Source organism: Streptomyces sp. CLV115 (genome assembly GCF_038448545.1).
GTDB classification, from domain to species: domain Bacteria; phylum Actinomycetota; class Actinomycetes; order Streptomycetales; family Streptomycetaceae; genus Streptomyces; species Streptomyces sanglieri.
Genome location: NZ_JBCEWQ010000011.1, coordinates 16725 through 40394, shown reverse-complemented (window position 1 = coordinate 40394; position 23670 = coordinate 16725). Strand labels below are relative to the sequence as shown.

Sequence of the window (23670 nt, the reverse complement as noted above, 5' to 3'; positions counted from 1 at the left end):
TCCCGCACCGCCGGGTCCGCCCGCTATTCGGCGGGCGGGTCCAGCAGCCAGTTGAGGATCCTGGGCAGCGCGTGCAGCGCGTCGAAGTGCGCTGCCGCCGGTTCCACCACGACGGTGGAGTTCGGGATGCGCTCGGCCAGCCAGCGCGAGTGGCCCACCGGCGAGAACACGTCCTTCTCGCCGTGCCACAGCATCACCGGCCCGGTGATGTCCGCCGGGTCGAAGCCCCACGGATTGCTGAACGCGATCGCGTCGTCGATCCAGCCCCAGGCCGAAGTGCGCAACCCCTCGCGGTAGTTGCGCAGCAGCATGGTGCGGACACCGACGTCGTTGACCACCATCCGGTCGGAGTCGGTCAGCTCCTGGCGCAGATCGTCGATGAGCCGGACCGGGTTCTTCCGGATGACCGCGGACCGCGAGATGAACGATTCCGCGAGCCCGTCCGGATCGGCCGCCGCCGTGGAGTACGCCAGCACGTTGGAGGCGGTCATCCCGTCGAACCAGTCGAGCCCGTCCGCCCCCCACGGGGCCAGCCCGACCAGCGCGGCGGTACGGGTCACCCGCTCGGGCATCAGCGCCGCGCAGGCCAGGGCGTGCGGCGCACCACCGGACCGGCCCACCACGGCGAACCGTTCGAGCCCGAGATGGTCCGCGATGGCCCGCACGTCCTGAACGGCGTCGGCGACACAGCGTCCCGGCAGCCGGTCGGACTCGCCGTAGCCCGGCCGGTCGTAGGTGATCAGCTGGGTCTTGCGCTGGTACAGGACCATGCCGCGCGGGGCCGGACCGAGCCTGCTGCCGGGCATTCCGTGCAGCAGGAAGACCGGTCTGCCGCGGGGGTCCCCGAGACGCTCAACCACCAGATGCCGCCCGTCCGCCGCGCGCACCTGACTACGCACTTGGCGCCTCCTCCGCAAGGTGCGGGCATCGCGTGCCCGTCTTTTCCCGCCCGAATCGATGATGGCTCATCAGAGCTCTTACCGAGTCCGCGAGTTGGAAACCCACTGGAGGGCGGCGGATGGCGCTGGCGGGCGTCCGGATCGGCTGCTGCGGGCGGTCGTGGGCCCGCCGGTGGTGGTCAGGCGGCCCGGCCGAGTCCGGTGAAGCCCGCCTTCGCCGGTGCCAGGCCGAAGATGTCCACGGCGTGGTAGTACGTCCAAGCCGTGCTGTTGCACACGGCGAGCTTCGCTCCGGAGTACGCGGCACACACGCGCTTGAGGTCCTCGTAGAACGCGGAGTCGATGCGTGACTTGTTGGCGGAGAAGGTGCCGGCCGCCTTGTGGTTGCGGTAGCCGAAATCGTGGCGGGCGCAGGCGTTCTGGAAGGGGAAGCCGAACGGGTTGTCGAGTGAGCTGCTGCAGTAGTCCGTCGACCAGTCGAAGCCGTACGCGGCCCAGGCGCCCTGGTTGTTGCGGGCACTGTTCCAGGCGTTGTAGCTGGAGGCGCTCGTCTGGGTCCAGGAGCTGAGGACCTGGGGCTTGTCGGCAGGGGCGGCCGAGGCGGAGGCGGCGGGGAGCAGGGCGAGCGGGAGCGACAGGGCGACCGTGGCAAGCGGGACGATGAATCGGCGACGCATGAGCAACCTCCGGAAAAAAAGGGGAGTTGGGCTGATCGTGCTCGCTCCTCGTGAACTCACGAGATCGCTTCAGCAGGATGCCACGCGCTTGTCGTGCCCGGGGTCTGTTCGGCGGATCAGGGCGTGGCGGTGGATCAGGGCCCCGGGCGGCGGCCGTGGGAGGGGAGGCCGCCGCCCCGCCGGGATTCACCGGCCCGCGGGAGCCGTGCCGATGACCACCGTGCGGGCCCACTCGGGCGGGGAGTCCGGAACGTGGTACGGATCGTCCTCGTCCCGCGACCGGGGGAACAGGCCCACCACCGTCCGGCAGGCCGGCTGCGCACTCGGCCAGGGGGTCTGACCGTCGGTCAGGACCACGACGACATCCGGCCCCGGCCGCGTCCGCAGGGCCCTGTCGAAGCCGGTGCGCAGATCCGTACCCCCGCCGCCCACCAGCGGGATTCCCTCGGCACGGCACAGCGGGTGTGCGACCCGGGCCGCCGCGTCGCACGAGAGGACGGTGATCAGGTCGCGACGGCCACCGACGGCACGGGAGATCGCGGCGACCTCCAGGAGCGCGCTGCCCAGTTCTGTGTCACTGACCGACGCGGACGTGTCGATGACCACGCAGACCCGGGGCGGTCTGCGCCGCAGGCTCGGCAGCACGGCGCCGGGCACACCGGCCGAGCGCCGCGACGGGCGGCCGTACGTGTAGTCCTCGCCCGCGCCGGATCCGGAGGCGGCCGAACGTACCGCCGCACCCAGCAGCTCCCGCCACGGCTGCGGCGGATGGAACGCCTCCTCCGCCCACCGCTGCCACCCCTTCGAGGCGTTCCCCGGGCGGCCGGTGATGCCCTGCGCCACCCTGAACCGGACCGCGTCCCGTTCCTGTTCGCTGAGGCCGTGCGCGCCGTCCGGCCCCAGGTCCCACTCCCGGTCGAGCCCGTCGGCGCCGCTGCCGCAGTCCAGCCAGGCCAGGTCCTGCGTGTGCGGCCCGAGCCGGAACTGGCGCAGGTAGTCCTCCATGAGCTGCCCCCGGGGGAGCCCCAGAGCGTCCGGATCCACGGCGCCCTCCGGCCGGACCAGTCCCTGGCCGAACACGTCGTCGTTGATCTCGCAGTCGGCGGCGATGTTCATCCGCAGCCGTTCCGCGGGACCGGTCAGCCCCTGCTGCCGGGCGACCCGGTCGCCGCGCCCGTGATGGTCGCGCAGCAGGTGCGAGACCTCGTGCACCCACACCCCGGCCAGTTCCTCCACCGGGGTCCGGTCCACGAAGCCGGGCGAGACGTAGCACCGCCAGTGCCGGTCCACGGCCATCGTCGGAACCCGCCGGGACTCCACGACGCACAGGGCGAACAGGGCCGTCGCCAGATAGGGGCGGGCCCGGACGGCCTGGAGGCGGGCGGCGAAGAGCTTGTCGAGGTCCGGCGCCCCCGGTGCGCCGGTTGTCATCGGCCGGCCTTCGCGGCTGCGGCGGCCCGGGCCGGGGTCCGGGCCGCCGCCCGGTCGGCACGCCGGGACAGGGACACCGCTCCGGCGAGCTGTTCGATCGATGCCGGAACGTCCCAGTCCTGCCGGCGCAGCGAGGCGAGCGTGGTCGCCGGGACGACCACCACGTCCGGGGTGCCGGTCTCCAGCGCCCGGACCAGGAGCGACCATGCCGCGTCCCAGCGGGACTTCTCCGGGCGGTTGCGGACGGCCGCCACCACGCCGTCGAGCACCGCCTGGCGCAGATCCCCCCGTTCGGGCAGTTCGGCGCCCGCCGGGTCGGCGAGCAGCGTCTCGGGGTCCGGCAGGTCCATCCGGTCCAGGCTCGCCAGCAGCTCCAGCCCCGGACCGTCCCCCACGGTGCCCCGGACCAGCAGGGAGAGCACATCCCGGGAGGAACCGGCGGCGGTCGCGAACGCGATGAGACACAGCGTCATGTCCCAGCTGCGGGGCGACGGCCAGGGACCGCCCCGGCGCGTCTCGCCGCTGGGCAGCCGGTGCACGAGCGTCGGCCGGGCGGAGAGGAGCCCGCACACCGCCCGGCGTGCGAAGTCCACGGCCTCCGGCAGCCGTTCGGGTTCGAGCCGGGGCAGCGTCGCCCGGGGCCAGGTCCCGGCGAGGCCGCGCACCACCACCTCGTGGTCGTGGGTCCACTGGAGATGCACGAACCGGTTGGCCAGCGGTGGACTCAGCTCCCAGCCGTCGGCCGCCGAGGAACGAGGATTGGCGGCGGCCACGATCCGCACCCCGGGCGGCAGTTGCAGGGCGCCGATCCGCCGCTCCAGCACGAGACGCAGGAGGGCGGCCTGAACGGCGGGCGGCGCGGTGGACAGCTCGTCCAGGAACAGCAGCCCCCGGCCGGCCCGTACCAGCCGCACCGCCCAGTCCGGCGGGGCCATCGGGACGCCCTGTTCGGCCGGGTCGTCCCCCACGACGGGCAGCCCCGAGAAGTCGGACGGCTCATGGACGCTGGCGATGACCGTGGTCAGCGGAAGGTCCAGGGACACGGCGAGCTGGGTGAGCGCGGCGGTCTTGCCGATGCCGGGCTCGCCCCACAGGAGTACGGGCAGATCGGCGGCCACGGCCAGGGCCAGGGCCTCCAGCTGGATGTCGGGGCGGGGTTCGGTGGTGGTGTCGCGCAGCAGGGCGTCAGTTCACCGGCGATGTCGAGCTGGGAGGCGTGGTCCTGGCCGGAACGAGGGCCGGACGTGGCGAAAGGGGTGCGTGTGGGCATGTCTGAATCACCTGTGGGTTCGTGGTGAGGCATGAGGCGTACGGGAGAAGTGCCGAATTCCGGTCAGCGACGGATCACGTGGCGCGGGTGCGAGCGACGGTCACGGGGCCGGCGGCGGTACGGGTGCAGGCGGTCCGGCCCTTCGACCAGGCCCGCCCGGAACAGCCCGTAGGTGATCCGTCGTTGCGCCGCCGCCTCCAGCTCGTCCCGCAGTTCGCCGCTGCGCAGCAGCGCGCCGGGGCCCAGCAGACCCTCGACGACGGCCAGCGCACCGGCGATGTCGCCGTGGTCGAGGCGCTCGCGCACACCGGTGAGGCAGTCCGGACGGCGGTGCGCCTCGTCGATGGCCTGGAGGCAGGGGAGGGGGGTGCCGGTCAGTGCGACCAGCAGCTCCTCCCGGCGGATCTCGGCGGGGTCGTGGTCCAGCGGGGCCAGTACCCCGTCGACCAGACCGATCCGGTGCCGGGCTCCCCGGCAGTCCACGAGGCGTGGCTGCCCCACCGGGTTCGGAGGCCGGGCCGGAGCGACCGCCGTGTGATCCGGCACCAGGGCCGCGAGGACCAGCGGGTGCAGCCGCCCGGCCTCGATCGACCCGGTACGGAGCAGGTCGAGGTCGGGCAGCACCCAGGTCGCCGCGTCGGGCAGTACCGGCAGCGCGGAGGCACCGCCGTCCGCGGCCGTGGTCGCCGCAGCGATCCGCAGCGCGGGCGGCCCGGGGCCGTCCCCCTCCGCCACCAGGTCCAGGAGCAGCCGGCGCCGGGCCCCGAACCGCACGACGACGGTCCCGGCGGACCGCCCCGCGGCCCGGAGCAGGATCCCCGCCTCGTCCGCCCACCGGTCGACGGCGCAGCTGTGCCCGGACGGCACCGCCTCCGGCACCTGCGGCGGTATCGCGGGGCGGTCGCCGGAGGGCGGCGGACCGGCCGCCCCGGACCGGATCCGCAGCTCACCGGCCCTGCGCGCGTCCCACAGATGGCGGTGCAGATCGAGGCGGAACCGAGGGTTCGGGCGGTGGTGCGGATGGCGGCGGGCCTCGGTGCCGGAGTCCGATCCGTCCCACAGCGCGAGCCCGATCCGCTGCCCGGCATCCGCCCAGGCGGGCGGAGTCCGTACCACCAGACGCACCGGACGCACACCGCCGGGCCCCTCGGTGTCGTACCGGGCCAGAGTGATCGTCAGGCCCGGCCGCAGCAGCCCACGGGGAGCGATCCGGGGCAGATGCCAGCGCAGCAGGTCAGGAGCCAGATGGCGGAGGTCGTCCCGGATCCGGGACGCGAGTTCGCGGCCGTGGGCGCGCGCCACGGAGCGGAGGCCGAGATCGACATCGACACCCGCGGCGGCGCATGCCCCCGCCCAGTCGCCGGCCTGACGGCGGGCGGTCGCGGTCTCGATCATGGAGGGCGGCACGGCGAACTCTCGCACGCGCGCCCAGAGGGAAAGGCGGGAATCCCTGTTCGCGTCCTGAGTGAGCATCAGCACTCACCTTGCGCGGACGGGGCCCCCAATCTGCTAACAGAGTGAGTTGTCATCGCCGGGCAGCGTAGCTCCCGCACCCGTGATCCGCCAGGTGTTTCGGCCCGGACCGATCTTCGTTGTGAATTGAGTGCATGCTTCAATGTTTGTGTTGGTAGGGGCGGTTTGCTGGGCGTCGGGGGGCAGGGACAGTGGTGGGGCGGCATGTCTGAATCGGATCGCCGACTGGTGCAGACCGCGGTCATCGGGAGCGCCTCGTCGGGCCTGGGCATCGTGCTGCCGCAGGAGGCCGACGAGCTCCGGCGGCTGCGTCGGCGTCATCCGGCGTACACGTACTGGTGCGGCACCCAGCTCGGGGGCTGCGGCGGCAGGCTGTCCGACCGGCTCTACGTGGACAAGGTCTGCCACTTCGCCCACGCGCCGAACGCCTCCTGTCACCGCCGTGCCAACGGCGCGGACAGCGCGGACCATCTCTTCGTCAGGCAGGACCTCGCCCTCTGGGCCCGCGGCAGCGGTATCGACGCACGGACCGTGCTGCGTGACCTGGGCTCGGGCCCGGGTGACGCCGTCGACCTCCGGGTCCGTGACAGCCGGCAGCGGGTGCGTTTCCAGTTCCGGAGGCTGTCGCACCCCGAATGGCGTTCGGCGTGTGAGGAGTCGGCACGTGATGCGGCAGGCCTGGACTGGGTCTTCGGGCCGGGGTCCGCGCACCCGGAGACCGTGGCGGAGATGTACGCGGCGAACGGCTGGGTGCTGCGCTTCCGCTGCGAGACGCAAGGGGTGGCGCGGCGCATCCGGATCAGGGCGGAGGAGGCGCGGCGCAGTACCGACTGGGTGCCGCTCGACGCCTGCGCGATGACGCCCGAGGGTTTGCGGGTCCCGGGTATGCGGGGTCCGGGGCGTGCGAGCCGTCGCCCGGCCGCGGAGGCGTCCCCGGTTCCTCCGGCGGCCGCTCCCGGTCCGTCGCCCGCCACCGGGGCGGCCCGCCGGCCCGGTCGGCGCACCAGCCCGTTGGTGCGGAAGGTCCAGCGCCTGGTGGACGAGCTGAACGTGCTCGCGGCGCCGGCGGACGCCGACGTACGGACGAAGGCCGAGCGGATGGACCGTGAGGCCGCGTCGTGGATCGAGCGGTACGGGCGGCTGACGGGCCCGGACTTCTGGTCCGGCAAGGCCACCAAGGTCGCGGGCCAGGGGGACGAACTCGCCCGCAGGCTGGAGAGGCTGGCGGGGACGCTGAGATGACGGGGCCGGCCGGACGGTGTGGGAGCGGCCGCCCCATGCCGGAGGGCGGCCGCTCCCACGCGCGGAAAGAGGACGGGACGGTCAGGAAAGCGGCGTCGAGCCGAACGGCGGCCGCTCGCCGCTGAGTTCCTCCGGGCTGCGGCGCGCGGCGACCAGGAGGGTGATGGCCGTGCCCACCACCGCCCATGCGGACAGCACCAGCAGGGAGCCGGTGACCGCGTTGCCCTTGAAGTAGGCGATCGAGCGGGCCACCCAGGTGCCCGCCCCGGGCGGCAGCGCGGGGCCGATCGCCCGCCAGAAGTCGGGGAGCATCGGCAGCGGGTAGGCGCCGCCGGCGCTCGGGTTGCCCGCGATCACCACGATCAGGACGGCCAGGCCGATGCCGACGATGCCGGTGAGGGCCTGGAGGGCGAGGGTGATCATGCCGACCGCGAAGACGGTCAGCGCGCCCAGGCCGGACAGGCCCCAGAAGCTTCCGGGCAGGGCGCCGAGGATCGGGCCGATGATGATCGCGCCGCCGATCCCGCCCGCGACGGAGTACAGCGCCATGATGCCGGTCCGGATCACCGCGCGCTGACGGTTGGCGGGCTTGGCGCCCGCGCTGATCGCCAGGATCGAGGCGCAGAGGTAGCCGCCGACGCACCAGCCCACGACCAGGTAGAACGACGAGATCCCGTTGAAGTCCTGGCCGGAGGCCGGGGCCAGGTCCACGGTCCGCACCGTGCGCTGCCGGGTCCGGTCGACCTCCGTGAGGATCTTGGTCAGGGTGGTGGCCATCGAGGTGCCGCCGCCGGAGGCGACCAGCACGGTGTCGGTCGTGCCCCTGGGGTCGACCAGCAGGGCGCCGTCGATCCTGCGGTCGAGGATCTGCTCGCGGGCGGTGGCCGCGTCGGCGACCTCGCGGGGGTCCAGCGGGCCGCCGGGAAGATTCTTCAGCTCGGTGAGGAGCTGTGCGGAGATCTGCCGCGGCGCGACGACGCCGAAGGGTACGTCGGTCGGCTTCGGATTGTGCAGCGCCCCGACGTAGGACGCGATGAACAGCAGCTGCAGTCCGAGCACACCGATGACGAGCAGTGCGGCCCGTGGAGTGACGGCGTTCTTCACCTCGTCAGCGAAAGTCATGCCCCCACGCTCCGGGGCACCGGTTGTTCGTGCAGGCGGGGCAGGGCCGAATGGCTGACCGGGCACCTCGCGGGTCGCGGGTCGGGGGGCCGGAGAGGTTCCGGGCACCGGCTATCGCACGAATGTTCGAAACTTGGTCTATGGTGGAGCGGAGGGGGTGGTGAGTACGGATCGGTCCAGGAGGTGCAGATGCCCGGGTTCACGCATCTGCATACCGTTTCCGGGTTCTCCCTGCGGTACGGGGCCTCGCACCCGGAGCGGCTGGCGGAACGCGCCGCCGAGCGGGGAATGGACGCGCTGGCGCTGACCGACCGGGACACCCTCGCGGGCGCGGTCCGCTTCGCCAAGGCCTGCGAGAGGGCCGGGATACGGCCGCTCTTCGGGGTGGAGCTCGCGGTGGGGCCCGTGACGGCGGAGCATACGAGAACCGGCGCGCCCGCGCAGCGGCCGCGGACCCCGGTCCGCGGCGGCGCCTTCATCGACGAATCCGCACCCCGGGTCACTTTTCTCGCCCGGGACGGCGCCCGGGGCTGGGCGGAGCTGTGCCGTCTCGTCACCGCCGCCCACGCCCCCGCGCCCGACGGTGCGGGGCGGCCCCTGGTCGGCCGGGCCGACCTGCCCGCCCAAGGGCTCACCGTGCTGCTCGGCCCCGCCTCCGACGTCGGCAGGGCGCTGGCCGCCGGCCGCCCGGACCGGGCCGCGGCACTGCTCGCCGGCTGGCGGGAGATCTACGGCGACGACCTGCGCCTCGAAGCCGTCCACCACGGGCGTGAGGGCACCGGACCCGGCTCGCTGCGGCTCGCCGCCCGTACCGTCGGCCTCGCCGCCGAGCAGGGGGTGCGGGCCGTGCTGACCAACGCCGTACGGTACGCCGACGCCGGGCAGGGCCCGGTCGCCGATGTGCTGGACGCGGCCCGCAGGCTGGTCCCCGTCGACCCCCGCCGGGCCCCGCTCGACAGCGGGGAGCGCTGGCTGAAGGACGCCCGCGCGATGGCCCTGACCGCCGGGCGGATCGCCTCCGCCGCCGGTCTGGGCGAGGACGCCGGGGCGCGGCTGCTCGCGGAGACCCGGCGCACCGCCGACGCCTGCGTCGTCGACCCCGAGGACCACCTCGGTCTCGGCTCGGTCCACTTCCCCGAACCGGAACTCGTCGGCGCCGGGCGGCGCACCGCCCAGCGGGTGCTGGCCTCCCGCGCCGCCGCCGGCATGGTGCTGCACGGCTACGACCGCAGGCGCGACTACTGGGAGCGGATGCACCAGGAACTGGACGTCATCGCGTACCACGGCTTCGCCTCCTACTTCCTGACGGTCGCTCAAGTGGTGGACGACGCAAGGGAGATGAAGATACGGGTCGCCGCCCGGGGCTCCGGCGCGGGATCTCTGGTCAACCATCTCCTCGGGATCGCGCACGCCGATCCGGTCGAGCACGGGCTGCTGATGGAACGCTTCCTCTCCAGGCGCCGCTTCGTGCTGCCGGACATCGACATCGACGTGGAGTCCGCCCGCAGGCTCGATGTCTACCGCGCGATCATCGACCGCTTCGGCGCCGAGCGGGTCGCGACCGTCGCCATGCCGGAGACCTACCGGGTGCGCCACGCCATCCGGGACGTGGGCGCCGCGCTCTCCATGGACCCGGCCGAGACCGACCGGCTCGCCAAGGCCTTCCCGCACATCCGGGCCCGCGACGCCCGCGCGGCCATGGAGGAACTGCCCGAACTGCGCGAAGTGGCACGGGAGAAGGGCCGGTACGGACGGCTCTGGGAGCTGGTGGAGGCGCTGGACGCACTGCCGCGCGGCATCGCCATGCACCCGTGCGGGGTGCTCCTGTCGGACGCCACGCTGCTGCGCCGGGTGCCCACCGTGCCCACCAGCGGCGACGGCTTCCCGATGGTGCAGTTCGACAAGGAGGACGTGGAGGACCTGGGTCTGCTCAAGCTCGATGTGCTGGGTGTGCGGATGCAGTCGGCGATGGCGCACGCGGTCGCGGAGATCGGACGGGCCTCGGGGCGGGCCGTGGACCTGGACGCCGTGGAGCCGGACGACCCGGAGACGTACCGGATGATCAGGAGCGCCGAGACGCTGGGCTGCTTCCAGATCGAGTCGCCGGGCCAGCGCGACCTGGTCGGCAGGCTCCAGCCGGCCGGCTTCCACGATCTGGTGGTCGACATCTCGCTGTTCCGCCCCGGACCGGTCGCCGCCGACATGGTGCGGCCGTTCATCGAGGCCCGGCACGGCCGGGCCCCCGCGCGCTACCCGCACCCCGATCTGGAAGGGCCGCTGCGCGAGACGTACGGGGTGGTCGTCTTCCACGAGCAGATCATCGAGATGGTCGACATCATGACCGGCTGCGGCCGGGACGAGGCCGACCGGGTGCGGCGCGGGCTCTCCGACCCCGAATCGCAGGACCGGATCAGGACGTGGTTCGCGCTGCGGGCGACGGAGAAGGGGTACGACGCCGAAGTGACGGCCCGCACCTGGGAGATCATCGAGGCGTTCGGCAGTTACGGCTTCTGCAAGGCGCACGCGGTCGCCTTCGCCGTACCGACGTACCAGTCGGCCTGGCTCAAGGCGCACCACCCGGCGGCCTTCTACGCCGGGCTGCTCACCCATGACCCCGGGATGTACCCGAAGCGGCTGCTGCTCGCGGACGCGCGGCGGCGGGGGGTGCCGGTGCTGGGACTGGACGTGAACCGGTCGGCGGCCACTCATCGAATCGAACTGGTGTCCGATGGTGAGGGCGGGGAGGGTGTCTGGGGGGTGCGGCTCGCGCTCTCGGACGTCCACGGCATCGGTGCGGCCGAGGTCGCCCGGATCGAGGCCGGACAGCCCTACACCTCGCTGCTCGACTTCTGGCAGCGCGCCAGGCCGGGCAGGCCGGCCGCCGAACGGCTGGCCCGGGTGGGCGCGTTGGACGCGTTCGGCGGCAACCGGCGCGATCTGCTGCTGCACCTGTCCGAACTGCACCGCGCCCAGCGGGGCGCGGGCCCCGGCGGCGGACCGGGCGCGCAGCTGCCGCTCGGCGGCGGACACCGGACCGGCTCCATCGGCCTGCCCGACCTGGACGACGCGGAACGCCTCAGCGCCGAGCTGGGCGTCCTGAGCATGGATGTCTCCCGCCACCTGATGGACGATCACCACGCCTTCCTGAAGGAGCTCGGCACGGTCTCCGCCAAGCGGCTGCGCGAGGCACGGCACGGGGACACCGTGCTGGTCGCGGGCGCCAAGGCGGCCACCCAGACCCCGCCGGTCCGCTCCGGCCGCCGGGTCGTCTTCACCACCCTGGACGACGGCACGGGCCTGGTCGACCTGGCCTTCTTCGACGACAGCCACGCCGCCTGCGCGCACACCGTCTTCCACTCCTGGCTGCTGCTGGTGCGCGGAGTGGTGCAGCGACGCGGCCCGCGGAGCCTGAGCGTGGTCGGCGCGGCGGCCTGGAACCTGGCGGAGCTGGCCGAGCTGCGGCGTACCGGCGGACTCGACGCGGTCGCGGACCGGCTGGCGCGCGAACCCTCGGCCGGAGAAGCCGGAGAAGCCGGAGAAGCCGGGGAGGCCGGGGAGGCCGGAGAGGGCGGGAAGGGCGGTCCCGCCGGCAACGGCCGCCGCATCCAGCTGCCCACCGGATACGAGATGAACCCCTGGTCCGATCTCCAGCCGCCCGGCGAAGGCGTCGCCACCGGCAGGAAGCTGTGGCACCAGAGCCCGGGGAGCGCGGGATGAGCACCGCACCCGAGGTGCCGGGCATCCTGTACCTGCGGTTCCGCAAGGTCGGCGGCGGCCTCCCGGACAGCGCCGGTTTCGAGGGGCTGCTCGCCCTGCTCGGCGCGCTCACCCCGGTGGTCGAGGCGGCCCCGCCCGACGGGGCGCTCGCCGATGTGCGCGGCGCGCTGCGCTACTTCGGGCTGGACGTGCGGGGGCTGGCCTCGGTGATCCGGATCCGCGCGCTCGCCCTGCACGGCGTGGACTGCGCCGTCGGGGCGGCGGAGAACCCGATGCTGGCCCGGATGGCGGCCCGCCGGGCCGCGCCCGGGACGACCTTCGTGGTGCCCGGGGGCGGGGCGGCGGAGTTCCTCGCGGACCGGCCGGCCGCGGCGCTGGACGGCGTCGGCGCGGCGACGGCCCGCACCCTGTGCGCGTACGGGCTCGACTCCGTCGGCCGGATCGCGGCCGCCCCGCTCGGCACCCTCCAGCGGATCACCGGCGTACGGACCGGGCGCGAACTGTGGGAGCGGGCGCACGGCATCGATCGCACGGCGGTCCTGCCGGGCGCCGCGGCCCGGTCGATCGCCGCCGAACGGTCCTTCCCCCGCGACGAGCTGGACCGGGAACGGCAGCGCCGCGCGCTCATGTCGCTCACCGAGGAGCTGGGGGCCAGGATGCGCGGGGACGGGCAGGTCTGCCGCGGCCTCGCGGTCGGCGTGCGCTATGCCGACCGGACCGGATACTCGACGCTGACCCGCAGCCGTACGCTCCGGGAACCCACCGCCCACTCCGCGGCGCTCACCGCGCTCGCGTACCGGATCCATGACTCGTTCGCCCTGCAGCGGGCCCGGGTGCGGGGGATCACGCTGCGCGCGGAGGGGCTGATGGAGAGTGAGCGGGCCGCGCACCAGCTGTCGTTCGACCCGGTGGACGAGCGGGCGCGGCGGATCGAGGCGGTGGCGGACCGGCTGCGGGACAGGTTCGGCCCCCGGGCCGTGATGCCGGGGCGGCTCGCGGCCTGACCTCCCCTTGGGGTTCGCCCGATCGACGGATCGTCACTTTTTACTGACGCGTAACTTCCCAGGCCACCCTACTCACGCGTAATTTGGCCCGGGAACACGGATGAATCAGCAGTCAGAACTGTGGTCCGGGCCGCAGGGTGTACAGACATCGCAACTCCCTTGAGCCGCAAGGAGACCACACGATGCTGCCCTGGACACGTGCGTCGCGCACCCCACGCGCGCGGAGAACCCTCGCCGCACTGCTCCTCGCCGTCGCCGCAGCCGCCACCCCCACGGCCGCTGCCGCTGCAGCCGCCCCCACAGCCGCGACAGCCACCTCCCGTGGCTGGAACGACTACTCCTGCAAGCCCTCCGCTGCCCATCCCCGCCCCGTCGTCCTGGTCCACGGAACCTTCGGGAACTCGATCGACAACTGGCTGGTCCTCGCCCCCTACCTGGTCGGCCGGGGCTACTGCGTCTACTCGCTCGACTACGGGCAGCTGCCCGGTGTGCCGCTCTTCAACGGACTCGGCCCGGTCGACAAGTCCGCCGGACAGCTCTCCGCGTTCGTCGACAAGGTGCTCGCCGCCACCGGAGCGGCCAAGGCCGACCTCGTGGGCCACTCCCAGGGCGGCATGATGCCGAACTACTACCTGAAGTTCCTCGGCGGGGCCGCCAAGGTGAACGCCATGATCGGGCTCGCGCCCGACAACCACGGCACCACCCTGCTCGGCCTGACGAAGCTGCTGCCGTACTTCCCCGGGGCCGAGGACCTGCTGAACGCCAACACCCCCGGCCTCGCCGACCAGGTGGCGGGCTCCCCGTTCATCACCAAGCTCAACTCGCTCCCCGACACCGTGCCCGGAGTGCACTACACCGTCATCGCGACCAGGTACGACGAGGTCGTGACCCCGTACCGCACACAGTTCCTGGACGGGCCGGACGTACGCAACGTCCTGCTCCAGGACCTGTGCCCGGTCGACTTCTCCGAGCACGTGGCGATCGGCACCGTCGACCGGATCGCCTACCACGAGGTGGCGAACGCCCTGGACCCGGCGCACGCCACTCCCACCACCTGCGCCTCGGCCGTCGGATAGCACGGACACGCAGGCAGTCGCGGTACGAGGGGTCCTGGCGTGCGGGCCGACGGATCCTTCGTACCCCCGTCGGCGGCGGCTGGCACGATCTACCCATGACGACGATCGACTGGGACTCCGCCGCCGACTCCTTCGACGAGGAGCCCGACCACGGGCTGCTCGACCCGGTGGTCCGGCACGCCTGGGCGCAGCGGCTGGAGAGCTGGCTGCCCGACGGGCGTTCCGAGGTGCTCGACCTGGGGTGCGGAACCGGGAGCCTGGCCCTCCTCGTCGCCGGGCAGGGGCACCGGGTCACCGCCGTCGACCGCTCCCCTCGCATGGTCGAGCAGGCCCGGGCCAAGCTCGCCGGGACGGGCACCGCGGTGCTGCTCGGGGACGCGGCCCGACCGCCGGTCGGCAATCAGCAGTTCGACGTGGTCATGGCCAGACACGTGGTGTGGCTGCTGCCCGACCCGGCGGCGGCCCTGCGCCACTGGTTCACCCTGCTGCGGCCCGGCGGCCGGCTGGTCCTGGTCGACGGCGTCCGGGCCGGCGCCGGTCCCGCCGCCGGCCAACTGACCGGCCTGCTCTCGGAACTCACCGAGCGCATCCACCACGAGCGGCTCTCCGACGACCCGGACCTGTGGGGCAGGCGGGTCGACGACGAGCGCTACGCCCTGGTGGCCCGCGCCCAGCCGCGGCACCGGCACACCGAGGTCGTCGACGTCCATCTGATCCTCCGCCGGGGCCCCGAGGTCCTGCTCGCCCGCCGGGCCGGCACGGGTTACGCGGACGGCCTGTTCAACGGCCCGTCCGGACACGTCGAGGACGGCGAGGACGTCCGCGAGGCGATGATCCGTGAGGCGGCCGAGGAGATCGGCGTCGAACTGGGGCCGGACGAGCTGCGGGTCGCCCTGGTCATGCAGCACCGCGGCCCCGGCGGCAGCCCCAGGACGGGCTGGTTCTTCGAGGCGGAGTACGACCCGGACCGTCCGCCGTACAACCGCGAACCCGACAAGTGCTCCGAGCTGGCCTGGTTCCCGCTGGACGCCCTCCCGGACGATGTCGTCGCCTACTGCCGGGCGGGGATCGAGGGCTACCGGGCGGGGGAGCACTTCCTGATCCACTGGCACGAGGACGGCGACACCGTGGCGTACGAGCCGGACGGCGTCCGCCGTGCCGTTCCGCTGCCCGCCGCCCGGTCCGGCACCGGCGAGGTGCACCACATCGAGCTGTGGGTGCCCGATCTGGCGGTGGCCGAGCAGGGGTGGGGCTGGCTCCTCGGCGAGCTGGGCCATGTCCCGTACCAGCGCTGGCAGCACGGGCGGAGCTGGCGGCGCGGCGACAGCTATGTCGTGGTCGAGCGATCGCCCGATCTGGCCCCGGGCCCGCACGACCGGCACCGCCCCGGGCTCAACCACCTGGCGTTCCACGTCCGCGACCGGGCCACCCTCGATGCGCTGGTGGCAAGGGCCCCGGAGCACGGCTGGCGGCCGCTCTTCGCGGACCGCTACCCGCACGCGGGCGGCGAGGGGCACATCGCCGCCTACCTGGAGGACGCCGCGGGGTACGAGGTGGAGCTGGTCGCCGGAGTCCACCAGCCGCGCCCGGCCCCTCAGGAACCGGCGCCGTACACCGATGTGTGGGCGCGGCGCCGGGACTGACGGGCCCGTCAGGGCCCTTCGTCCGGATCAGACCGGGGCACCGGGGTCTGCGGCGGGGGCGGGCCGGGGTCGCGGAAGTTCAGTACGAAGCGGGCGCGTTCGCCCTGGATGCGCCGGCGGACGTAGAGCACCGGCTCGCCGTCGGGGGTGCAGCTGACGCCCTCGCGGACCAGCAGGGGACTCCCGGCCGGTACGCCCAGGACGTCGGCGTCGCCGATGTCGGCCCCGATGGCGCTGAAGGCGCGCCAGTCGTACTCCAGGGTGATGCCCGCGCTGTCGGCCAGGGTGCGGACCAGGTTCTCCACCGGTCCGGGGGCCGCGAGTTCCCGGGGCAGCAGGGCGGACGGCATCCAGTAGGTGCTGATGCCCCAGGACTCCGGGCCGATGGAGAACACGCTCTCCACCCGGGACAGGACGGCGACGGGCCGGCCCAGATGGCGGGCCGCCTCCTCGTCGGTGGTGGCGGTGCCCGCGGGCAGGGCGGCGGTGATCGTCTCCTGCACGTCCATGCCCTGTCCGGCGGTGGATTCGGGCAGCGAGGTGTGCGTACTGCCCATGTCGAACCGCTGGCTGCGGGGGTCGACCGCGATCGACACCCGGGCGACGGGCGGGCGCACGAAGGTGCCGACGCCCCGGCGGATCTCGATGGCGGCGGCCCGCTCCAGCTCCGCGACGGCCTCACGGACGGTCAGTCGGTTGACGCCGAACTCGGCGCACATCTCGGGCTCGCTCGGCAGCCGGGAGCCGGCCGGGAACTCTCCCGCGTCGATGCGTTCCTGGATGAGTCGGGCCAACTGCAGATAGCGCGGACTGGTCCTTCGGTGGTTCGGCACCCCTGGATAGTACGAAGCTCCGCGGGCCGCCCGGGACGGGGATCCGGCACCGCCGGGCGTCGCGACCCGGTCATTTCACCGATGTTCATGCGCTGGTCACCCGCAGGGCCGGACAGTCGCACCCAGGGCATCTAGACATCTAGATGTCTCCCCGTGGAGCCCTTTTCCGGGCGACGACGGCGGTGACGACCAGACCACCGACCGCCCCCGCACCACCCGTGAGGTCCCCGTGCCCCTGCTGAACTTCCGCGACCCCGCCCTGACGGCCGATTCCCACCGTAACCGGATGTGCCCCGGAATCCTCTTCCGCTCCGCACAGCCCTTCCCCGCCGCGGATCAGGACACCGTCCGCGAACTGCTGGCACGGGACATCCGCACGATCGTGGACCTGCGCGGCGGCACCGAGCGCTCGGACGCGGACTGGGCGGCGGCCGAGGAGGCCGGCATCCGGGTCCGGTGGGCCCCGCTGGACGCCACCGCCGAAATGGCGGCGATCGACCCCCGCTCGCTGCGCACCGCCGAAGACCTCGGCCGCTTCTACCTCACCCTGGCCGAGAGCTCGCCCGGGGCGGTCGCGGACGCGGTCACGGCAGTCACGGCCCCCGGCGCGGCCCTGGTGCACTGCGCCGCGGGCAAGGACCGCACCGGGCTGATCACCGCCCTGCTGCTCGACCTGGCCGGCGTCCCGGTGGACGGGATCGCCGACGACTACGCCCGCACGGCCGAGGCCCTGCCCCGGATCTTCTCCGCGCTGGCCGGCGCCGCGGGCCTCGGCGCGCTCAACGCCAAGGACGCGTCCGCGGACACCGGGAGCGCGACGGTCCACGGCGGCCCGGAGATTCCGCCCGCGCTGCTGGAGGCACCAGCCGGGGCGATCCGCGCCTTCATGGACGGCATCCGCACCCGCCACGGCGGCACCGAGAAGTTCCTGCACGGCTGCGGTGCCGACCCGGCCGCGATCGCCTCGTTCCGGACCAAGGCCGCCCCGGCCCGGCAGTCCGTCCCCGCCGCCCCTTCCGGGCTCTGACACCCGGCCACCGAGCAACAGCCCCCAGGGACACAGACCATGACCGAAACCAGGCCGAAGGCGCCGGTGCCGGACGCACCCGTGCCGAAGGCGTCCGTGCCGGACATCCGGCCCACCGCGCCGCGCCGCCTCCTCGTGACGCTGATCGTCACCGAGCTGATGATCACCTTCGCGCTCGCGACGCCCCTCGTGGCCACCCTCGGCCTCAAGGTCCAGGAGATCGCACCCGACCGCAAGGAACAGGTGCTCGCCACCGTCATGGCGGTGGGCTCCATCGCCGCCCTGCTGCTCAACCCCGTCTTCGGACATCTCTCGGACCGCACCACGGGCCGCTTCGGCCGGCGCAGGCCGTGGATCGCCGGCGGTCTCGTGGCGGGACTGCCCGCCGGAGCGGTGATGGCCACCGCCCACTCGACCACCCGGCTCGTCCTCGGCTGGCTCCTCGCCCAGGCCGCCTACAACGCCGCGCTCGCCGCACTCTCCGCCGTGATCGCGGACCGGGTGCCGCCGGCGCAACAGGCCACCATGTCAGGACTGTTCGGCGCCGCCGGATTCGCCGGGGTCGTCCCCGGGCTCGTCCTGGTCGGCACGATTCCCGGCAACACCACCGCACTGTTCCTGATCCCGGCGGCGATCGGCGCCCTCGGTGCCGCACTCGCCTGGCGCCTGCTGCGCGAGCCCGCCGCCCCCGGCGGCGCGGCCCGCACCGGGAAGACGGTGAACCTGCGCAGCGTCCTCGGCAGCCTGCTGTTCGACCCGCGCACCTCCCCGGCCTTCACCGTGGTGTGGTGCCAGCGCTTTCTGCTCCAGTTCGCCAACGCGCTGATCGGCGCCTACGGGCTGTACTTCCTGATGGCCCGGCTGGACATGTCGGTCTCCGGGGCCGCCGCACTGGTCTCCGCCACCGGCCTGGTCTCGCTGGCCGGGAACGTGCTCGCCGCCGCCGTCTTCGGCCGGGTCGCCTCGCGCACGGGCGCCTACCGGGCGCTCGTCGTCGGCTCCGGAACACTGATGACCACGGCCATGGTGATCAAGATGTTCTCCGCGTCCGTGTGGCCGGTCTATCTCGCCACCGCGGTGGCCGCCGTCGGACTGGGCGCCTTCTACGCCGTCGACCTCGCCCTGGTCCTGCGGGTGATGCCGGACGGCGGCGACTCGGCCCGCTACCTGGGGGTGTTCAACATCGCCAAGGCGCTGCCCCAGACCCTCGCCCCGGTGCTCGCCCCCGTGCTCCTGGCCCTCGGCAGCGACCCGGTCGGGGCGTCGGCGGAGAAGAACTACTTCGCGCTCTTCCTCGGCGGCGCCGTCGCCGCACTGCTCGCCACCGCCCTGACCCCGCTGATCCGGCACCCGAGGCTCGTCCGTGACTGACCGCCACCGCCCGACAGGAGACCGCTCCGTGCCCGAACGCGTACGCCATCACGACGGAACACTCTTCCGCGACCTCAACCACAACGGCACCATGGAGCCGTACGAGGACCCGAGGCTCCCGGTGGAGGACCGGGTCACCGATCTGCTGGCCCGGATGACCCTGGAGGAGAAGGCCGGCCTCCTGTGCCACGGACAGATGCTCGCCGGCGACCGGGGACCGTACCGCTCCGGCGCGGAGCTGATCGGCGAGCGGCACATCAACCACTTCGCGATGATGCAGGTGCCCTCCCCGGGGGAGATGGCCCGCTGGAACAACCACGTACAGGACCTCGCCGCGGCCACCCGCCTGGGGATACCGGTCACCCTCTCCTCCGACCCCCGGCACGGCGTCGTGTCCAACCCCGCCACCGCCCACACCGGCGGCGGGTTCAGTCCGGGCCCCGAACCGATCGGGCTCGCCGCCACCGACGACCCCGCCCTGGTCGAGGAGTTCGCCCGCGCCGTCGCCGGCGAACTGCGGGCCGTCGGGATCCGGCTGGCCCTGCACCCGATGGCGGATCTGGCCACCGAACCGCGCTGGGCCCGGATCAGCGGCACCTTCGGCGAGGACGCGGACCGCGCCGGACGGATGCTGGCCGCCTATGTCCGGGGCATGCAGGGCGACTCCCTCGCATCCGGTGTCGCCTGCATGACCAAGCACTTCCCCGGTCACGGCCCCCAGGCGGACGGGGAGGACTCGCACTTCGCCCGCGGCAAGTGGCAGGCGTTTTCCGGCAACAACCTCGAACAGCACCTGAAGCCCTTCGAGGCGGCCCTCGGAGCCGGTACCGCACAGATGATGACCTGCTACTCGATCCCCGGCGGCAGCGGACTCCCGGAGGTCGGCGCGAGCTTCAGCCGGGAGGCGATCACCGGGCTGCTGCGCGAACGCCTCGGCTTCGACGGCGTGGTGTGCAGCGACTTCAACGTGCTCACCGGCCTGGACATCCCGGGACTGGGGGAACTGCCCCCGCGCAACTGGGGCGTGGAACACCTCTCCCTCACCGAACAGCTGCTGAGACTGCTGGACGCCGGGGTCGACCAGCTCGGCGGCGAGACCAGGACCGCCCTGCTGACCGGTGCCGTGCTGGACGGATCGGTGACGGAGGACCGCATCGACGCCTCCGCCCGCCGCATCCTGCGGGACAAGTTCCGGCTGGGCCTCTTCGAGGACCCGTATGTGGACCCCGAGGCCGCCGGGACGCTCGTCGGCAGCGCCGCGGCCCGCGAGCTCGGCCGGCGGGCGCAGCGCCGCTCGCTGGTCCGGCTCACCCCCCGCCGCGGCGCGCTGAACCGGATCCCGGCGTCGCCCGCCGTGTACGTGGAGAACGTGGACCCGGCCGTGGCGGCCCGCTACGGCCGGGTCGTCGACCGCCCCGAGGAGGCCGACCTGGCCGTCGTACGGCTCCAGGCCCCCTACGAGCAGCGGGAGTCGCCGCTGGAGCGGCACTTCCACTCCGGCTCCCTGGAATTCCCGCCCGAGGAGATCCGGCGGCTGACGGCCCTGTGCGCCACGGTGCCCACCGCCGTCGACGTCTTCCTCGACCGCCCCGCCGTCCTCACCGGGCTCTCCTCCGCCGCCGCCCTGCTGACCGGGAGCTTCGGGGCGTACGACGATCTGGTGCTGGACGTCGTGTTCGGGCGCCGCGACGCCGAGGGGGTGCTGCCCTTCGACCTGCCGTCCTCGATGGCCGAGGTCGAGGCATCCTTCGGGGACGTCCCGTTCAGCATGCCGAGCCCCCTGTTCCGCTGCGGCCGTCGCGCCGGCGGCTGACCGGGGGCGGGACGGCTTCCGGGCGGACCGTGCAGCGGCCCGCCCGGAAACCGGAACGCGTTCCGCCGCCCGCCGGTCAGGCCAGCAGCGCCGCCAGTCCCCCCGTACGGGCCAGGTGTTCCAACTCGTCCAGCGCCCGCTGCGCCGCCCCGGCCGCCGCCGGATCGCGTCCGGCCAGGCCGCTCTCCTCGAACTCGTCCTCGTCCAGCCGCAGTACGGACGAGCCGTCCGCCGACACCCACAGATCCAGGTCCAGGTCCTCCACCAGCAGCTCTCCGTCCCGCAGCACCGCGGGTCGGGTGATGTCGCAGTACCAGCCCTTGAGTCCGCCCGTGCCGCTGCGGACCTCCTTCACGGCGAACCAGCGGTCGCGCCAGTAGTGCTCGGTGAACACATCGCCCGGCTCGAACCGCACGAAGCCGAAGTCACGGACGCCCGGCGCCGCCCACGGCGCGCGCACCGTCACCCGGACGCCGTCGTCGCGCACCACGTCCGCCGGATACCGGATCTTGGTCCGCCCGGCCTTCACCAGGGCGACCACCACGGCGGCCTCAGCCGAGCTTGCGGACATGGCGCACATTCGTGGCACAGATCTCGTAGCCGAACCATCGGTTGACGGCCAGCATCGGTCCGTTGTCGGCGTCGTTGGCGGTGTACGCGTCCGTGTATCCGGCGGCGCGCGCCCGGTGCAGCGAGTCGTTCTTGGCGAGCTTGGCCAGACCCCGGCCGCGGTACGCCCTGCGGGTGCCGGTCATCCCCGACCAGTAGCGGGTCAGACCGTCGGTCTCCGCCGCGCTGAACGCCGCCACTTCGCCGCCCGCCACCACGACCGAGGTGAGCTCGCGGTCGAGCCCGGGAGCACGCCAGGTGTGGTTCAGCCAGTCCTCGTAGTCGTCCAGCACGGCCGGAATGTCGCTCGGCTCGTCGGCCGTGGTCTCGGCGTCCGCCTCGAAGAGCGGACGCGGGTCGTCCGCGAAGTCCGCGGCGGTACGCAGCTCCACGCCCGGCGGCGGCTCCTGACGGGGCGGCAGCGCTCCGTCCGTCAGACCGAGCCGGGAGAAGTACGCCGGCCGGGTCGGCACATAGCCGCGCCTGTCGGCGAAGGCCCGGTTCGACGGGGTGTCGAGCACCCAGGTGTAGACCGTGGTCGCGCCCTCCCGCGCCAGGTGCTCCTCGGCCGTGCGTACCAGCAGCGCGCCCGCGCCGAGCCCGGTGCGGTCCGGATGCGTGTACGTGTTGCAGAAGCCCCGGCCGGGTTCGGGGCTGTCGTGGGCGAGGCCGACCTGCGCGGTTCCGACGAGCTCCCCGTCCACCTCGGCGACCAGCAGCCGGTAGCGCTTGCCGGGGTGGGCGGAGGCCAGCTGGAAGACGACGGACTCGGGTGTCGTCACCACGTAGGGCAAGGCGGCCCGCCGGACCCGTACCCAGCCCTCCGCGTCGGCCGGGAGGAAGTCACGAACAATGACAGTCATGGGCCGGACGTTACGCGGGGGCCGCCACCGGCCGCCCCCGAATTTCCGGCGGCGCGGCGGACGTGGGGGAGAATCGGCGCGTGACCCTGAAGATCGTTCTTGATCCGGACGCCGGTACCGCCCCGTACGAGCAACTGCGCACGCAGATCTCCGAACTGGCCCGCTCCGGCGCGCTGCCCGTCGGTTTCAGACTTCCGACGGTGCGCGGCTTCGCCGAGGAGCTGGGCCTCGCCGCCAACACCGTCGCGAAGGCGTACCGCGCGCTGGAGGCCGACGGGGTGATCGAGACCCGCGGCCGCAACGGCACGTTCGTCGCCGCCGCCGGTGACGCGGCGGACCGTCGTGCGGCCGCCGCGGCACAGGAGTACGCGGACCAGGCGCGGCGGCTGGGCCTGTCCCGTGACGAGGCACTGTCCCTGGTGCGCGACGCGGTACGCGCGGCGTACGGGGCCGACTGAGCCGGGACGGGACGGGGCGGCGGACCGGCCGGCTCAGAGGTACAGGCCCGCGTCCGCCCCGGACTCCTGCCTGGGCACCGATGCGGGACCGCTGCCGCGCCGCAGCGCGTACAGCTCGGCGAGCGTCGCGCCCTCGCGGCCGAGCCCTTCCTCCGTGCCCAGCCAGGTCACCGCCTCGTTGCGGGTCAGTGACCCGACCTCGATCCTGGCGAGGCAGCGGCCGGGCCTGACCACGGCCGGGTGGAGCCGCTCCAGATCCTCGTTGGTGGTGACGCCCACCAGCACGTTGCGGCCCTGGCCGAGCAGCCCGTCGGTGAGGTTCAGCAGCCGGGACAGCGCCTGGCCCGCGGTGTGCTTGGCCTCGCCGCGGATCAGCTCGTCGCAGTCCTCCAGCAGCAGCAGCCGCCACCGGCCCTTGGCCGTGCCCTCGTCCTCGCCGATCGCGATGTCCATCAGATAGCCGACGTCGTTGAAGAGCCGCTCGGGGTCGAGCACGCAGTCCACCTGGCACCAGTCCCGCCACGAGCGGGCCAGCGTGCGCAGCGCGGACGTCTTGCCGGTGCCCGGCGGGCCGTGCAGCAGGAGCAGCCGGCCGGCGATGTCGTCGGGCGTCACCTTCATCAGCCGGTCCATGGCATCGGCCACCGGCGCCGTGTAGTTGCCCCGGACCTCGTCCCAGGTGCCGGCGGAGATCTGCCGGGTGGTGCGGTGCGGGCCGCGGTGCGGGGAGACGTACCAGAAGCCCATCGTCACGTTCTCGGGCTGGGGTTCCGGCTCGTCCAGGGCGCCGTCCGTCGCCCGTTCGAGGATCTGCTCGGCCAGCTCCGGACTGGTCGCGGTGATCGTGACGTCGGCGCCGCGGCTCCACCGTGAGACGAGCAGCGTCCAGCCGTCGCCCTCGGCGAGCGTGGCGCTGCGGTTGTCGTCGCGGGCGGTGCGCAGCACCTTGGCGGCCGGCGGCAGCAACGTCGCCCCGGCCTTGACGCGTTCCAGCGAGGAGCTGTGCGAGTAAGGCTGCTCGCCCGTCGCGAAACGGCCGAGGAACAGCGCGTCGACCACGTCGGACGGGGAATCGCTGTCGTCGACGGTGAGCCGGATCGGCAGAGCGGACTCAGGGGTGGCGGACATGGCGCCCATGATCC

General features: G+C 73.5%; 18 protein-coding genes and 1 pseudogene. 9 read left to right on the top strand and 10 right to left on the bottom strand.

Going from position 1 to position 23670, the window contains the following annotated elements:
* Window positions 1-23: 23 nt before the first annotated feature.
* The 5 genes and pseudogenes from AADR41_RS06505 to AADR41_RS06485 form a co-directional block, all read right to left on the bottom strand.
* A complete protein-coding gene (locus AADR41_RS06505; RefSeq protein WP_342280403.1) occupies window positions 24-899 on the bottom strand; it encodes an alpha/beta fold hydrolase in 876 nt (291 codons plus the stop codon).
* Window positions 900-1078: 179 nt separating this feature from the next.
* Entirely contained in the window at window positions 1079-1576 is a 498-nt protein-coding gene (locus AADR41_RS06500) for a phospholipase (protein ID WP_342280402.1), read from the bottom strand.
* 186 nt (window positions 1577-1762) lie between these two features.
* On the bottom strand, window positions 1763-3007 hold the full coding sequence (locus AADR41_RS06495) for a vWA domain-containing protein (protein ID WP_342280401.1): 1245 nt from the start codon (window positions 3005-3007) through the stop codon (window positions 1763-1765).
* Window positions 3004-4277, bottom strand: a pseudogene (locus tag AADR41_RS06490) (AAA family ATPase). Before AADR41_RS06490 ends, AADR41_RS06495 begins: the two are co-directional and overlap by 4 nt.
* Window positions 4278-4340: 63 nt before the next feature.
* Window positions 4341-5750: a hypothetical protein gene (locus tag AADR41_RS06485; protein ID WP_342280400.1), complete on the bottom strand. Its 1410-nt coding sequence runs from the start codon at window positions 5748-5750 to the stop codon at window positions 4341-4343.
* Window positions 5751-5954: 204 nt separating this feature from the next.
* On the opposite strand from AADR41_RS06485, the gene AADR41_RS06480 reads away from it, so the two are divergent.
* A complete protein-coding gene (locus AADR41_RS06480) occupies window positions 5955-6992 on the top strand; it encodes a hypothetical protein (protein WP_342280399.1) in 1038 nt (345 codons plus the stop codon).
* Between the two features lie 81 nt (window positions 6993-7073).
* Here the strand turns inward: AADR41_RS06480 and AADR41_RS06475 are convergent, their stop codons facing one another.
* Window positions 7074-8114, bottom strand: a complete 1041-nt coding sequence (locus AADR41_RS06475; protein WP_342280398.1) for a DUF3533 domain-containing protein — start codon at window positions 8112-8114, stop codon at window positions 7074-7076.
* 189 nt (window positions 8115-8303) lie between these two features.
* Here AADR41_RS06475 and AADR41_RS06470 point away from each other — a divergent pair, with 189 nt between their 5' ends.
* The 4 genes from AADR41_RS06470 to AADR41_RS06455 all read left to right on the top strand — a co-directional run bounded on the left by AADR41_RS06470 (window position 8304) and on the right by AADR41_RS06455 (window position 15554).
* Entirely contained in the window at window positions 8304-11831 is a 3528-nt protein-coding gene (locus tag AADR41_RS06470) for a DNA polymerase III subunit alpha (RefSeq protein WP_342280397.1), read from the top strand.
* A complete protein-coding gene (locus AADR41_RS06465) occupies window positions 11828-12835 on the top strand; it encodes a DNA polymerase Y family protein (RefSeq protein ID WP_342280396.1) in 1008 nt (335 codons plus the stop codon). Before AADR41_RS06470 ends, AADR41_RS06465 begins: the two co-directional genes overlap by 4 nt.
* A 182-nt stretch (window positions 12836-13017) precedes the next feature.
* The gene (locus tag AADR41_RS06460) at window positions 13018-13911 is read left to right on the top strand and encodes an esterase/lipase family protein (protein WP_342280395.1); all 894 of its coding nucleotides are present in this window, start codon (window positions 13018-13020) and stop codon (window positions 13909-13911) included.
* Window positions 13912-14006: 95 nt separating this feature from the next.
* The gene (locus AADR41_RS06455) at window positions 14007-15554 is read left to right on the top strand and encodes a trifunctional class I SAM-dependent methyltransferase/NUDIX hydrolase/VOC family protein (RefSeq protein ID WP_342280394.1); all 1548 of its coding nucleotides are present in this window, start codon (window positions 14007-14009) and stop codon (window positions 15552-15554) included.
* An 8-nt stretch (window positions 15555-15562) separates the two neighbouring features.
* On the opposite strand, the gene AADR41_RS06450 is transcribed toward AADR41_RS06455, so the two are convergent.
* The gene (locus tag AADR41_RS06450) at window positions 15563-16387 is read right to left on the bottom strand and encodes a GntR family transcriptional regulator (protein ID WP_342280393.1); all 825 of its coding nucleotides are present in this window, start codon (window positions 16385-16387) and stop codon (window positions 15563-15565) included.
* Between the two features lie 229 nt (window positions 16388-16616).
* Between AADR41_RS06450 and AADR41_RS06445 the strand changes: the two genes are divergently transcribed.
* From AADR41_RS06445 to AADR41_RS06435, 3 genes are read left to right on the top strand one after another with little or no spacing between them, the layout of a single operon-like run.
* Complete coding sequence (locus tag AADR41_RS06445; protein WP_342280392.1) at window positions 16617-17414, top strand: tyrosine-protein phosphatase; 798 nt, start codon at window positions 16617-16619, stop codon at window positions 17412-17414.
* 39 nt (window positions 17415-17453) lie between these two features.
* Entirely contained in the window at window positions 17454-18785 is a 1332-nt protein-coding gene (locus tag AADR41_RS06440; protein WP_342280391.1) for an MFS transporter, read from the top strand.
* A 28-nt stretch (window positions 18786-18813) separates the two neighbouring features.
* On the top strand, window positions 18814-20598 hold the full coding sequence (locus tag AADR41_RS06435; protein WP_342280390.1) for a glycoside hydrolase family 3 protein: 1785 nt from the start codon (window positions 18814-18816) through the stop codon (window positions 20596-20598).
* Between the two features lie 76 nt (window positions 20599-20674).
* Here AADR41_RS06435 and AADR41_RS06430 read toward each other — a convergent pair whose 3' ends face one another.
* The gene (locus AADR41_RS06430) at window positions 20675-21169 is read right to left on the bottom strand and encodes a DUF402 domain-containing protein (protein ID WP_342280389.1); all 495 of its coding nucleotides are present in this window, start codon (window positions 21167-21169) and stop codon (window positions 20675-20677) included.
* On the bottom strand, window positions 21150-22070 hold the full coding sequence (locus AADR41_RS06425) for a GNAT family N-acetyltransferase (protein WP_342280388.1): 921 nt from the start codon (window positions 22068-22070) through the stop codon (window positions 21150-21152). Before AADR41_RS06425 ends, AADR41_RS06430 begins: the two co-directional genes overlap by 20 nt.
* 80 nt (window positions 22071-22150) lie before the next feature.
* Between AADR41_RS06425 and AADR41_RS06420 the strand changes: the two genes are divergently transcribed.
* Window positions 22151-22528: a GntR family transcriptional regulator gene (locus tag AADR41_RS06420; RefSeq protein ID WP_342280387.1), complete on the top strand. Its 378-nt coding sequence runs from the start codon at window positions 22151-22153 to the stop codon at window positions 22526-22528.
* A 33-nt stretch (window positions 22529-22561) separates the two neighbouring features.
* On the opposite strand, the gene AADR41_RS06415 is transcribed toward AADR41_RS06420, so the two are convergent.
* Complete coding sequence (locus AADR41_RS06415; protein ID WP_446750989.1) at window positions 22562-23656, bottom strand: DUF5925 domain-containing protein; 1095 nt, start codon at window positions 23654-23656, stop codon at window positions 22562-22564.
* Window positions 23657-23670 lie beyond the last annotated feature (14 nt).

Excerpts from the sequence above, each read along its gene's own strand:
- AADR41_RS06430 (WP_342280389.1), bottom strand. The coding sequence starts at position 21,169 with ATGTCCGCAAGCTCGGCTGAGGCCGCCGTGGTGGTCGCCCTGGTGAAG.
- AADR41_RS06415 (WP_446750989.1), bottom strand. The coding sequence starts at position 23,656 with ATGTCCGCCACCCCTGAGTCCGCTCTGCCGATCCGGCTCACCGTCGAC.
- AADR41_RS06465 (WP_342280396.1), top strand. The coding sequence starts at position 11,828 with ATGAGCACCGCACCCGAGGTGCCGGGCATCCTGTACCTGCGGTTCCGC.
- AADR41_RS06480 (WP_342280399.1), top strand. The coding sequence starts at position 5,955 with ATGTCTGAATCGGATCGCCGACTGGTGCAGACCGCGGTCATCGGGAGC.
- AADR41_RS06485 (WP_342280400.1), bottom strand. The coding sequence starts at position 5,750 with ATGCTCACTCAGGACGCGAACAGGGATTCCCGCCTTTCCCTCTGGGCG.
- AADR41_RS06475 (WP_342280398.1), bottom strand. The coding sequence starts at position 8,114 with ATGACTTTCGCTGACGAGGTGAAGAACGCCGTCACTCCACGGGCCGCA.
- AADR41_RS06440 (WP_342280391.1), top strand. The coding sequence starts at position 17,454 with ATGACCGAAACCAGGCCGAAGGCGCCGGTGCCGGACGCACCCGTGCCG.
- AADR41_RS06470 (WP_342280397.1), top strand. The coding sequence starts at position 8,304 with ATGCCCGGGTTCACGCATCTGCATACCGTTTCCGGGTTCTCCCTGCGG.
- AADR41_RS06455 (WP_342280394.1), top strand. The coding sequence starts at position 14,007 with ATGACGACGATCGACTGGGACTCCGCCGCCGACTCCTTCGACGAGGAG.
- AADR41_RS06495 (WP_342280401.1), bottom strand. The coding sequence starts at position 3,007 with ATGACAACCGGCGCACCGGGGGCGCCGGACCTCGACAAGCTCTTCGCC.
- AADR41_RS06500 (WP_342280402.1), bottom strand. The coding sequence starts at position 1,576 with ATGCGTCGCCGATTCATCGTCCCGCTTGCCACGGTCGCCCTGTCGCTC.
- AADR41_RS06460 (WP_342280395.1), top strand. The coding sequence starts at position 13,018 with ATGCTGCCCTGGACACGTGCGTCGCGCACCCCACGCGCGCGGAGAACC.
- AADR41_RS06425 (WP_342280388.1), bottom strand. The coding sequence starts at position 22,070 with ATGACTGTCATTGTTCGTGACTTCCTCCCGGCCGACGCGGAGGGCTGG.